Consider the following 12,370-nt stretch of genomic DNA (forward strand, 5'->3'; position numbering starts at 1 on the left):
CTTCGGTGGCGCCGCGGTCATGCCGCTGTCGCTGACGCTGCTGGCGAATGCGGTGCCGGTCGCCAAGCGCAGCGCGGCCATCGGGATCTGGGGTGGTATCTCCGGACTCGGAATCGCCGTCGGCCCGGTGGTCGGCGGCCTGGTGGTCGACGGGCTGAGCTGGCAGTGGATCTTCTGGCTCAATGTGCCGATCGGATTGCTGGCCCTGCCTTTCGTGGCGCGAGTGCTCGGCGAATCCTTCGGCGGCGGTCGGCGTCTGGACCCGGTGGGGCTGGTGCTCTCGGCCGGTGGCGTGCTCTCGATCGTCTGGGGCGTGGTGCACGGTGCCGACGACGGCTGGACCTCGGCGCCGGTGCTGGCCACGCTGTTCGCCGGCGCCCTGGCCCTGATCGCGTTCGTCGGATGGGAACTGCGCTCGCCGGCGCCGATGCTGCCGATGCGGCTGTTCCGCTCCCGGGCGTTCGCGGTGATGAACGTGTCGGCGTTCGCGTTCGCGGTCGGTGTCTTCGGTTCGATCTTCCTGCTCGCTCAGTTCTTCCAGGTGGTCCAGGGATACTCACCGCTGGCGGCCGGAGTGCGGACGCTGCCGTGGACGATGGCGCCGATGGTCGTCGCGCCGCTGGCGGGCCTGGTGGTCGACCGGATCGGCGCGCGAACCCTCATCGTGGCCGGGCAGGTGTTCCAGGCGGCCGCGCTGGCCTGGATCGGTGCGATCGTCACCGCCGACATGTCCTACGCCGCGCTCATCGGGCCGTTCCTGCTCGCCGGTATCGGCATGGGCCTGACCTTCGCGCCCGGGTCGACCGTCGTGATGGCCAGTGCCCCGCCTGCCGATCAGGGGGTCGCGTCCGGGACCAACAACACCATCCGCGAGGTCGGTGTGGCGATGGGTGTCGCGATACTGGCGTCGATCTTCGCGTCCTACGGTTCGTACCTCAGCCCGGCCGATTTCGTCGCCGGCATGGCGCCGGCGGTGCGGGTGGGCGCGGTGGTCGTGGCGCTCGGCGCGTGCGCGACGGCGCTGCTGCCGCGTCGGATCGTTCCGGTCGGGTAAGGCAGTCCCAGTGGGGACACGCGCACCGCTCGAATGTCCGGGCGGTGCGCTTGTCGTATCGGTCTGCGTGTGCCGGAAATATCCGTGTGAGGCGGCCTGCCGACATCGCCTACGATTCGACCAGCGACAATAGTTGGCAGCGCGGAGTCGTGTATCGCATGTGGCGATGCCGATGCGCGTGAGTAGGTAACCGCACGGACCCGACCAGCCCAGGGGAGAGACGAACCATCGTGGCCGACGAGAAGGATGCAGCCGAGCAGTCAGCGACGCCGGCGGAGGCGCTCAGCGAAGAGGCTCTCTCCGCTGCGGCCGCCGCCGCGGAGAAGGCGTTCGCGGCCGCGGCCGACCTGGATGCGCTCGCCACCGCCAAGACCGAGCATATGGGCGGCAAATCGCCGATCGCGCTGGCTCAGCGGGCGATGGGCGGGCTGCCCAAACAGGACAAGGCCGATGCCGGCAAGCGCGTGAACGTGGCCCGTGGCCGGGTGTCGGACGCCTTCGAGGCCCGCCGCGCCCAACTGCTCGCCGAACGCGACGCCGCCGTCCTGGTCGCCGAGGCGATCGATGTCACGCTGCCGGCCCGGCGCGGTCCGATCGGCGCGCGCCACCCCATCACGGTGATCTCCGAGCAGATCGAGGACGTCTTCGTCGGCATGGGCTGGGAGGTCGCCGAGGGGCCCGAGGTCGAGACCGAGCACTTCAACTTCGACGCGCTGAACTTCCTGCCCGACCACCCGGCCCGCACCATGCAGGACACCTTCCACGTGGCGCCGGAAGGTTCCCGCCAGGTTCTGCGCACTCATACCTCTCCGGTGCAGGTGCGCTCGATGCTGTCGCGCGAGCTGCCGATCTACGTGGTCTGCCCGGGACGGACCTTTCGCACCGACGAACTCGACGCCACCCACACCCCGGTCTTCTCCCAGGTCGAGGGTCTGGCCGTGGACAAGGGCCTGACCATGGCGCATCTGCGCGGCACGCTGGACGCGTTCGCGCGGGCGCTGTTCGGACCGGATACGCGAACCCGCATGCGCCCCAACTACTTCCCGTTCACCGAGCCCTCCGCCGAGGTCGACGTGTGGTTCCCGGACAAGAAGGGCGGCGCCGGCTGGGTCGAATGGGGCGGCTGCGGCATGGTCAACCCGAAGGTGCTGATCGCCAGCGGGATCGATCCCGAGATCTACAGCGGATTCGCCTTCGGTATGGGACTCGAGCGCACCCTGCAGTTCCGCAACGGCATTCCGGATATGCGTGACATCGTCGAGGGCGATGTGCGCTTCACGCTGCCGTTCGGCATCCGCGCCTGAGTCCGGCCCCATCCACCACCCGAGAACCTTCATACGAGGAAGCGAAACGTCACGTGCGAGTAGCGCAGTCCTGGCTGACGGAAACCCTGCAGCGGACCACCCCCGGCTGGTCGCTGACCCCCGAGGAACTCGACGCCGGTTTCGTCCGCGTGGGCCTCGAGGTCGAGGAACTCGACACCCTGCGGCCGGTCACCGGCGATATCGAACATCCGCTGGTGGTCGGCCGGGTCGCCGAGATCACCGAGCTGACCGAGTTCAAGAAGCCGATCCGGTTCTGCAAGGTCGATATCGGCAAGCCGGAACTGCAGGAGATCGTCTGCGGCGCACGCAATTTCGCGGTCGGTGACCTCGTGGTCGTGGTGCTGCCGGGTGGTGTGCTGCCGGGCGGATTCGCCATCAGCTCGCGCAAGACCTACGGCCACGTCTCCAACGGCATGATCTGCTCGGTCGCCGAACTCGGTATCGGCAAGGATCATTCCGGCATTCTCGTGCTGGAGCCGGGTACCGCCGAACCGGGCGCCGACGCCAACGAACTGCTGGGCCTCGACGATACGGTGATCGAACTCAACATCACCCCGGACCGCGGCTACTGCTTCTCGGTCCGCGGCCTGGCCCGCGAACTCGCCTGCGGTTTCGACCTCGACTACGCCGATCCCGCGGTGCGCACGCTGCCCGACGACGAGGCCGAGGCGTATGCGGTGACGGTCGAACCGGAATCCGGCTGCACCCGGTTCGCGGTGCGCAGGGTTACCGGCGTCGACCCGAACGCGGTGAGCCCGTGGTGGTTGCAGCGCCGGCTGCTGCTGGCCGGGGTGCGCCCGATCTCGCCCGCCGTCGATGTCACCAACTACGTGATGCTCGAACTGGGCCAGCCGCTGCACGCCTTCGACGCCGCGAAAGTGACCGGGCCGCTGGTCATCCGGCGCGCACACACCGGTGAGACGCTGCGCACCCTCGATGAGGCCGAGCGCACGCTCGACGCCGAAGACGTTGTGATCACCGATGATTCGGGTGTGATCTCGCTGGCCGGCATCATGGGCGGCGCGAGCACCGAGGTCGGCGACGACACCACCGACATCCTGCTGGAGGCCGCGACCTGGAATCCGCTGGCGGTCTACCGCACCGCGCGCCGGCACAAGCTGGTCTCGGAAGCGGGTAAACGCTACGAGCGCGTCGTCGATCCGGAGATCAACGTCGCCGCGCTCGACCGCGCCGCCACTCTGCTGGCCGAAATCGCCGGTGGCACAGTGGAATCCGCGCTGACCGACGTGCGGCTCCCGGTGCCCCCCACCGAGCCGATCCGGATGGATATCGATCTGGCCGACCGCACCGCGGGCGTCGTCTATCCCACCGGCACCTCGGCGCGCCGGCTCGCGCAGATCGGCTGCTCCGTCGAGGTGAGCGTCAGCGAGACCGGCCACGGCCAGCTGGTCGTGACCCCGCCGAGCTGGCGGCCCGATCTCACCCAGCCCGCCGATCTGGTGGAGGAGGTGCTGCGGCTCGAGGGTCTGGAGCAGATTCCGTCGGTGCTGCCGACGGCTCCGGCCGGGCGTGGCCTCACCGCCGAGCAGCGTCGTCGCCGGGCCGTCAGCCGTGCGCTCGCCTTCTCCGGATGTGTGGAGGTGCCGGCGCCGATCTTCATGACCGCGGGGGTCTTCGACACCTGGGGTCTGGAGGCCGACGATCCGCGCCGCAACACTATGCGCGTGCTGAACCCGCTCGACGTGGAGAAGGCGGAACTGGCGACCACGCTGTTGCCCGCCCTGCTCGAGGTGGCCGCCCGCAACATCTCCCGGGGTGAGCGCGATCTGTCGATCTACGGCATCGCCCAGGTCGTCCTGCCCGGCCCCGACACCCACGCGGTGGCCGAACTGCCGGTCGACCGCCGTCCCACCGACGAGCAGATCCGCGAGCTCATCGAGTCTCTGCCCGCCCAGCCGGTGCACGTCGCCGCGGTTATGACCGGCCGGCGGGAACCGCGTGGCCCGTGGGGCCCGGGCCGGGTCGCCGAGGCGGCCGATGCGTTCGCCCTCGCCGACGCCGTCGCCGATGCCGCCGGGGTCACCATCGAGCGCCGAGCCGCCGCATATTTGCCGTTCCACCCGGGCCGCTGCGCGGAATTGCTGGTCGACGGCACGGTGGTGGGCCATGCGGGCGAACTGCATCCGGCCGTCCTCGAGCGCAGCGGGCTGCCGCCGCGCACCTGTGCGCTGGAACTGGATCTGGACGCGCTGCCGCTGCGCGAATCCCGGCCCGCACCGGTCGTTTCCCCCTTCCCGGCGGTGCTGCAGGACGTGTCGGTGAGTGTCGAGAAGACCGTCGGCGCGGCTCAGGTCGAATCGGCGCTGCGCACCGGTGCGGGCGAGCTGCTCGAGGACATCGCGCTGTTCGACGTCTACGAGGGCGCCCAGGCGGGCGAGGGTCGCAAATCCCTCACCTACGCCCTGCGCTTCCGGGCGAGCGACCGCACCCTCACCGAGGACGAGGCCAGCGCGGCCCGCGATTCGGCGGTCGCGGCGGCCGCCGACGCGGTCGGAGCGGTACTGCGCGGATAGTGCGAGCGTGGGCTCGCGAACGGGCGTGTGTGCAGGTAGGAAGGGACTATGCGACATCCGGCCGAGGGCGTGCTCAACGCGCTGACGTTCCATCCCGAACGTCGGATCACCATGACGCCCGAGCAGTTCGGGTTCGACCACGACGATCTGTGGCTGACCGCGGACGACGGGGCCCGGATCAACGCGTGGTTCGTGCGCGCCGAGAAGCCGATCGCCCACGTGCTCTACGCCCACGGCAACGGCGGCAATATCGGCGACCGCTCGCCGATCCTGGCATTGCTGGCCGCCGCGGGCCTGAACGTGCTGACCTTCGACTATCGCGGTTACGGTCGTAGTCCGGGCCGGCCGAGCGAACGCGGGCTGTATCTGGATGCCCGGGCCGCCCGCCGGGCGCTGCTGGAGCAGTCCGGGGTGGATCCGAAATGCGTTGTCTACCTCGGCAAGTCGCTCGGCGGCGCGGTCGTCACGGAGTTGGCGACCGAGTATCCGCCCGCGGCGATGATTCTGATGTCCACCTTCACCGGTCTGCGCGAGGCGGCCCGCGCGGTCTACCCGTTCATTCCGAAACCGTTGGTGCCGAACGCCTTTCCGACGTTGCAGCGGCTCCGCGAGCTGCGGGTGCCCACGTTCGTCATGCACGGTGAGGCCGACGAACTGCTTCCGGTCGAGATGGGCCGCACCTTGTACGCGGCGCTGGCCGAGCCGAAGCGGCTGCTGATCTACCCGAGCGCTGGGCACAACACCCTGGTCTCGATTCCCGGCTGGTCGGGAACCGTATCGGCGTGGGTCCGCGACGTTCTCGCGGGTGTGGAATCGGTGACCGGCGAGTGAAATCGGCCGGACCATGGTCGCGATGCGTAGCCTGGGTGCATGTCCGACACCGGTGATATGGCGGCCCTGCTCGCCGCGCTGCAAGATGAGGATCTGCTCGAGGTCGTGGTCACCGCGACCACGGGCCGGCCGGGTCTGGAGAAGTTGCATCTGACCGCGGTCGAACTGGCGGCCCGTCCCACTCGCGCCGAGCCCGAGACCGATGTGACTTCGGACACTCCTGGGGCTGCCGCCGCCGTGCCGCCGCCGATCTCCGGCGGATTCGGGCAGGTCGCGGTGGGCTCGGGCGTGCCGCTGCCGCCGGAAGGCTTCGGTGTGCCCGGCGGCTACTCCGAATCCGGAGTCCCTACTTTCGAGTCAGTTCGCGATAAGGTCGAGCAGCGCTACGGCACCGCCCAGGGGTTGGGTGAACTCGACCGGCAGACACCGGCGGGCCGCAGCGCCGACGAACAATGGCAGGCGCGGGAGAAAGCCGCGCGGGAACGCCTGGACGAGATTCGGAAGTCGATGCGCGACGACGTGTGATTCCGGCTGGTCCGGCGGTCCGGACAGCTGAAGGGGAACCGATGACCGCAGCACAGGACGTCGCCGCGAAACTGCTCGACGCGCAGGTGGACTATCTGCTGGCGGAGGTGACGGGAGATCGGTTCGCCGAGGTCGTCGCCCGGGATGTCGACGATGTGCTGGCGGTCGCCGACACGATCGTCTTCCGCGACGTGGTCTCCGTCGAAGACGCTCGCCGGACCGTGCGCACCGTCGTGAACCGCATCGGCGGCAGCCCGGTGCTGCAGGATTCGGTGGCGGTGTTCGCCGACGCGATCTACGACAATATCGCCGAGAACAACGACCACACCCTCGGCGACGTCGTGGACCGCGAACCCGTGGAAGCGTTGCTGGAGAAGATCTTCGGCATGCACCAGGCCCAGGAACGCCTGCTGGAGCGGCTGACCGAAAGCCCCCTGGTGGCGACGGCGGCGTCCAAATTCGTCGACAAGCTGATCGACGATTTCATGGAGTCGAACCGGCAGATGGCCAGCAAGGTTCCGGGCGTCGGATCGCTGGTGTCGTTCGGCACCAACGCGGCCAAGTCCGCGCGCAAGGCCGCCGAGAAGGCCAGCAGCGGCACCTTCATCGGCGATATGGCCGGTAAGGGTGCCATGTTCGCCCTCAAGCGCACCAACAACGCGATCCGCGAAATGCTGCGCGACGCGCCGGTGCACGGCGCGGCGATGGAGTTCTGGGATCTGCACGCCGGTGAGCCGGTCAGCGGCCTGCGCGACTACCTGACCCAGGCCGACCTGCGCGAACTCGCCCTGCTGGTGCACCGCATCGTCGTCACCACCCGCGACAAGGAGTACGTGGGTGTGCTCCTCGACGAATGCGTCGACGTGTTCTTCACCAAGTACGGCGACCACACCCTCGGCGCGCTGCTGCCCGAACTCGGCCTGTCCGCCGACGACGTCCGCACCGAGATCCTGCGCTACGGCCCCGCGGTGGTCGAGGCGGCGAAGCGAAACGGCGTGCTGGCCAAGCTGATTCGCGAACGCCTCGAACCGTTCTACACCTCCGAGCCGGTGCTGGCGATCCTGGCCGAGGCGACGCAGTGATACCCCGGCGCCGTCCGGCCCGGGTCGACTACCCCCGGGCCGGATCGCGTTTCGCTCGCTGATCAGCCGGTGATCTCGGCGAACATGCCGGGGTCGTACGAGCCGCCCTGCTGGCGCACGATCACACCGAGCCGGTTGGCCGCGTTGATCTGCGCGACCAGGCCGACCAGTGCGGCGATCTGGTCGTCGTCGTAATGCTTGCGCACCTGCGCCCAGGTCTCGTCCGAGACTCCCTGATGGGCGTCGGCGATGCGGGTACCTTCCTCGGCCAGCGCGAGCGCGGCCCGCTCGGCGTCGGTGTAGACCGACGACTCGCGCCACGCGGCGACCAGGTTGATGCGCACCGCGGGCTCGCCGGCGGCCGCGAGGTCCTTGCTGTGCACGTCCGTGCACCAGCCGCAGCCGTTGATCTGGCTGACACGCAGCATCATCAGGTCCTGGGTCGCCTTGGGCAGGGTCGACTGGAGGATGACCAGGCTGGTGTTGCCGAACCGCTTGGCGAACTTGGCGCCGAGTGCGTTGTCGGTGAGGGTGAAACGGGGTTCCATGACTTCGTCCTTGCTGCCGTGATCGTTGAACGAACACAAGATGCCGCGCCCACCATCGGTGTGACAGTGTGGAAAAGTGATGTGCGGCATAGATATCCGATGTCACAAACAGCGGCTGCCCGGCGTCCCGTCGCGGCGATCTCGGTGGTCCGCGTCGAGCGCGGATTTCAGTGCGAGATCGTCATGGGCCGTAACAGGGACTCGGTCAGAGCCAATTGGCTGTCGAACTCGGCCGGGTCGAGGGCGGCGATACGCAGGAGGATGTGTTCGGCGCCCGCGTCGATGTACCGATCGAGTTGCGCCGCAACGTGTTCGGCGGTGCCGGTCAGCAGGACCTGGATCGTTTCGACCGTGTCCACCGGCATCCGGTAGGTCGCCTGCGTGTAGCGGTCCAGCGCGGCCCGGCCCGCGTGCGGGTCGTCGCTGAGGTAGACCGTGGCGAAAAGTGCCGGAGTGATCGATGTGTCGGTGCGTCCGGCGGCGGTCGCGGCGGACCGTACGGCGGTCAGGCCCTCGGCATAGGCTCGCACATCCGGCGGGTAGGGCAGCCAGCCGTCGTAGCGCCGTCCGGTGCGGGCCAGCGCGGCGGGAGTGATGCCGGTGGCCCAGATGGGTGGCCCGCCCGGCCGGTGCGGCTGCGGCACGTCCGGCAACCAGTCGTAGTGGAGGACCTTGCCGTGGAACGGGTCGGTGTTCTGGGACCACAGCCGCCGCCACAGGTCGACGGTGTCGTCGAGCTGGGAGAAGCGGGTTCGGTAGTCGATGCCGACCAGGTCGAATTCGGCTCGGCTGAGTTCCGGGAATCCGGCGCCGACGCCGAGGATCAGCCGCCCCGAGGCCAGCTGATCCAGCGATGCGAGGGTGGCGGCGGCCTGCACCGGGTGCCGGTACGCCGGCATCAGCGCAGCCGTGCCGAGAGTGATCCGCTCGGTCAGCGCCGCCGCGGCCGCCAAGACCGTCAGGGGTTCGATCCGGGCCCGGCTCAGCGAATCGCCCAGCCACACCGAATCGAACCCCATACGTTCGGCTGTCACCGCCAACTCGGCCAGATGACGGGCCGCGCCGTCGTGCTGCAGCTGCGCGACGCCGCCGGGAAGGAGTAGGCCGTATCGAATGTCGTTCACGAGCTCAGCCTCGGCGTCCGGGTGCCGCGCGACAACTCCCTCGAGGGTATCGCCGGGTGCCGGCGCCGGTCGGATCGGCGATCGCCGGACCGGCACGGCGGGACGGTTCCGCGACAACGAATTTCGCGCTGTCGAATTCGACTCCATTGGTTTGAATTCTCGGCACAGCGGGTAACGGCACTCACTCGATGAGAACCGACCGCACGGTATTTCGATATTCCCACTCCTGAACGTAACGCTGTGCGGCAGTACGTTGTTTGAAGATTCAATGTTGTCCACCGGAAGGTCCGGTCATGAGCACAGACCACCGACCCGTCGAATTGTCGGCTCTGGCCGCGGCGTTGCATACCGAGCAGGACGGCTATCGAAAGTCGTTGCGCAACCGTCAATTGCAGATGATCGCGATCGGCGGAGTGATCGGCACCGGACTGTTCCTCGGTGCGGGTGGACGTCTCGCCGATGCAGGTCCAGGGCTTTTTCTGGTCTACGCGGTCTGCGGTGTCTTCGTCTTCTTCGTGCTGCGGGCGCTGGGGGAGTTGGTGCTGTATCGGCCGTCATCCGGATCGTTCGTATCCTACGCGCGCGAATTTTATGGCGAGAAACTCGCTTTCGCCGTCGGCTGGATGTATTTCTTTCACTGGTGCATGACCGGCATCGTCGACATCACCGCGATCGCGACATATGTCCGATATTGGGGTGCGTTCACCGTGGTGCCGCAGTGGGTGATCGCACTGGTGGCGCTGATGGCGGTGGTCGGCACGAATTTGATCTCGGTGCGATGGTTCGGGGAACTCGAATTCTGGGTGGCGCTGGTGAAAGTCGTCGCCCTCATCGGATTTCTGATCGTGGGCACGGTCTTCCTCGCCGGCCGATTCGCCCTCCGGGGCGAGTCCACGGGGGTGAGCGTGATCACGCATCACGGCGGCCTGTTCCCGACCGGTGTGCTGCCGCTCGTCACGGTCACCACGGGCGTCGTCTTCGCCTATGCGGCAGTGGAATTGGTCGGCATCGCCGCGGGCGAGACCGAGAATCCGCACGAGGTGATGCCGCGGGCCATCAACTCGGTCATCGCCCGCATCGGGGTGTTCTACGTCGGCTCCCTCGTCCTGCTGGGACTGTTGCTGCCCTACACCGCCTTTCGTGACGGCGAGAGCCCGTTCGTGACGTTCTTCGCCCGCATCGGCGTTCCCGCCGCCGGGTCGATGATGAATCTGATCGTGCTCACCGCCGCGTTCTCCAGCCTCAACGCGGGCCTGTATTCCACCGGCCGCATCCTGCGGTCGATGTCGGCGAACGGCAGCGCCCCCGCCGTCGCCACCCGCATGTCGCGCACCGGCGTGCCCTATGTCGGCATTCTTGCGACCGGCGCGATCGCGCTGATCGGCGTCGGACTCGACGCGGTGGTGCCGGACAAGGCATTCGAGATCGTCCTGAACGTCTCCGCCCTCGGCACGATCGTCTCGTGGATGGTGGTTCTGCTCTGCCAGCTGCGCCTGTGGCGCCGCTGGTGGGACGGCATCTCCCACCGCCCCGCCTACCGCATGATCGGCGCTCCCTACACCGGTTACGCCACCCTCGCCTTCCTAGTGGTCGTGATCGTCCTGATGGCGTGCAGCAGCGACCCGATCCAACGCTGGGCGGTCATTGCCACGATCTGCGTCATGGGACCGGTGCTGGTCGGAGGATGGTTCCTGACGCGACGAAAAGTGTTGCGCATAGCGGCGATTCGCCACGACCACACCGGCCAGTTCCCAGTGGTCGCCGAGCGCCCGTGGCCCGGGCGGCCGGCGGAACCCGAAGTGATCGTGGAGGATCCGGGCCGGCGCGGGAGATGAGCGGCCGCAGGGCGAGTGGCTCCTCCTCGACGGCATGGTCAGCGGCCGATCTCGTTCAGTTCGGCGACGTCCTCATCCGTCAGCGAAAGCCCGGCTCCGGTGATGTTCTCGCGCAGGTGAGCCGCGGACGACGTACCGGGAATGAGCAGAATGTTCGGTGCGCGCCGCAACAGCCAGGCCAGCGCCACCGGCAGCGGCGCGGCGCCCACCCGGTTCGCGACTCGGGCGAGTGTCTCCGACTGCAGCGGTGTGAAGCCACCGAGCGGGAAGTACGGTACGTAGGCGATGTCGTCGTCGGCGAGCCGGTCGATGAGGTCGTCGTCGTGGCGGTGGGCGAGGTTGTACATGTTCTGCACGCATACGATCGCCACGATGCTCCGCGCCTCGGCGACTTGATCCGCGGTGACGTTGCTGACTCCGAGATGGCGTATCAGCCCGTCCTGCTGAAGGTCGGCGAGCGTCTCCAATGCCGCTGCGAGCGAGCCGGGCTGGGGGCCTGCGGCATCGCCCATGCGCAGGTTGACCAGGTCGAGCGTCTCGACCCCGAGCGACCGAAGGTTCTGGTGCACCTGTTCGCGTAAGTCTTCGGGACGCCGGGCCGTAGGCCAGCCGCCCTGCGCGTCGCGGCGCGCCCCGACCTTCGTGGCGATGTACACCGCGTCCGGGTAGGGGTGCAGCGCCTCGCGGATCAACTCGTTCGTCACATCAGGCCCGTATGCGGCACTGGTGTCGATGTGGGTGATACCGGCATCGACGGCCTCACGCAGCACGGCCAGCGCGCCGTCGCGGTCGGTGGGCGGCCCCATGACCCCGGGGCCGGCGAGCTGCATGGCGCCGTAGCCGAATCGGGTGACAGTCGCGTCGCCGAGCATTCGGGTACCGCCGGGAAGGAGGGGTGCGTTCACGTGGCGCCTTTCGTCTCCGATCGGGAGGAGCTGTCTGCGACCTCCTGGCACCATTGTTGGAGAGCTACTCTCTTTCGGGAAGTAGGCACTTGAAAGTGCGTAACTCTCCGATGAAAGGCGAGGCCGGTGACAGCGAAGGTATTCGAGGGGGCTCGAAGCAGCGCGGAGTACAACGCATTCCTGGCGGCATGCCCCAGTCGTCAACTCCTCGATCGAATCTCCGACAAATGGGTCGTGCTGATTCTGTGCGCGTTGAGCGGGGATGCGGGCGACGCGTCCGATCGGCCCGGTGTCTCGCGTGCCCCGAGAGCGATGCGTTACTCCGAACTGTCTCGCCTGCTGGTCGGAGTCAGCCAGAAGATGTTGACCCAAACCCTGCGGGCTCTCGAGCGTGACGGTCTGCTCACCCGCACAGTGACGCCGACCGTTCCCGTCACGGTCGCCTACGAGCTCACCGAACTCGGCCTCTCACTCCATCACTTGACGCGGGGCCTCAGATCCTGGGCACAGGACCACATGGACGAGGTGTTGGCCCACCGTCAGAGCCACGACGCTCGCACCTCATGAGCGGGCCGGACGACGTTGGTGCTCGAGCGGTGAGTGGCGA

At 68.2% G+C, this 12,370-nt stretch carries 11 protein-coding genes; 8 read left to right on the forward strand and 3 right to left on the reverse strand.

Annotated features, from left to right (window positions below; genetic code table 11):
* The 6 genes from RJ03_RS10270 to RJ03_RS10295 form a co-directional block, all read left to right on the forward strand.
* A partial coding sequence (locus RJ03_RS10270) for an MFS transporter (RefSeq protein WP_036500669.1) occupies nucleotides 1-1,054 on the forward strand: 1,054 nt, incomplete at its 5' end.
* 230 nt (nucleotides 1,055-1,284) lie between these two features.
* Nucleotides 1,285-2,358: a phenylalanine--tRNA ligase subunit alpha gene (gene pheS, locus RJ03_RS10275; protein ID WP_036500671.1), complete on the forward strand. Its 1,074-nt coding sequence runs from the start codon at nucleotides 1,285-1,287 to the stop codon at nucleotides 2,356-2,358.
* A 53-nt stretch (nucleotides 2,359-2,411) separates the two neighbouring features.
* Nucleotides 2,412-4,913 (forward strand): phenylalanine--tRNA ligase subunit beta, encoded by a 2,502-nt coding sequence (pheT, locus tag RJ03_RS10280; RefSeq protein WP_036500672.1) that lies wholly within the window; start codon nucleotides 2,412-2,414, stop codon nucleotides 4,911-4,913.
* 48 nt (nucleotides 4,914-4,961) lie between these two features.
* On the forward strand, nucleotides 4,962-5,744 hold the full coding sequence (locus RJ03_RS10285; RefSeq protein ID WP_036500674.1) for an alpha/beta hydrolase: 783 nt from the start codon (nucleotides 4,962-4,964) through the stop codon (nucleotides 5,742-5,744).
* Between the two features lie 39 nt (nucleotides 5,745-5,783).
* Nucleotides 5,784-6,269, forward strand: coding sequence for a PspA/IM30 family protein (locus tag RJ03_RS10290; protein WP_036500676.1), 486 nt, complete (start codon nucleotides 5,784-5,786; stop codon nucleotides 6,267-6,269).
* Nucleotides 6,270-6,310: 41 nt separating this feature from the next.
* Nucleotides 6,311-7,351, forward strand: coding sequence for a hypothetical protein (locus tag RJ03_RS10295; RefSeq protein WP_036500678.1), 1,041 nt, complete (start codon nucleotides 6,311-6,313; stop codon nucleotides 7,349-7,351).
* 62 nt (nucleotides 7,352-7,413) lie between these two features.
* On the opposite strand, the gene RJ03_RS10300 is transcribed toward RJ03_RS10295, so the two are convergent.
* Both RJ03_RS10300 and RJ03_RS10305 read right to left on the reverse strand, forming a co-directional pair.
* Complete coding sequence (locus RJ03_RS10300; RefSeq protein WP_036500739.1) at nucleotides 7,414-7,899, reverse strand: carboxymuconolactone decarboxylase family protein; 486 nt, start codon at nucleotides 7,897-7,899, stop codon at nucleotides 7,414-7,416.
* A 167-nt stretch (nucleotides 7,900-8,066) separates the two neighbouring features.
* Nucleotides 8,067-9,023 (reverse strand): LLM class flavin-dependent oxidoreductase, encoded by a 957-nt coding sequence (locus tag RJ03_RS10305; RefSeq protein WP_218000943.1) that lies wholly within the window; start codon nucleotides 9,021-9,023, stop codon nucleotides 8,067-8,069.
* 293 nt (nucleotides 9,024-9,316) lie between these two features.
* Between RJ03_RS10305 and RJ03_RS10310 the strand changes: the two genes are divergently transcribed.
* Nucleotides 9,317-10,858, forward strand: a complete 1,542-nt coding sequence (locus tag RJ03_RS10310) for an amino acid permease (RefSeq protein ID WP_051024530.1) — start codon at nucleotides 9,317-9,319, stop codon at nucleotides 10,856-10,858.
* Nucleotides 10,859-10,896: 38 nt separating this feature from the next.
* On the opposite strand, the gene RJ03_RS10315 is transcribed toward RJ03_RS10310, so the two are convergent.
* Nucleotides 10,897-11,763 carry an oxidoreductase gene (locus tag RJ03_RS10315; protein ID WP_036500680.1) on the reverse strand — a complete coding sequence of 289 codons (867 nt, stop codon included), beginning with the start codon at nucleotides 11,761-11,763 and terminating at the stop codon, nucleotides 10,897-10,899.
* A gap of 126 nt (nucleotides 11,764-11,889) precedes the next feature.
* Here RJ03_RS10315 and RJ03_RS10320 point away from each other — a divergent pair, with 126 nt between their 5' ends.
* Nucleotides 11,890-12,330, forward strand: a complete 441-nt coding sequence (locus RJ03_RS10320) for a winged helix-turn-helix transcriptional regulator (RefSeq protein ID WP_036500682.1) — start codon at nucleotides 11,890-11,892, stop codon at nucleotides 12,328-12,330.
* The last annotated feature ends 40 nt before the right edge of the window (nucleotides 12,331-12,370 follow it).

The organism is Nocardia aobensis NBRC 100429 (assembly GCF_000308375.1).
Classification (GTDB): Bacteria; Actinomycetota; Actinomycetes; order Mycobacteriales; family Mycobacteriaceae; genus Nocardia; species Nocardia aobensis.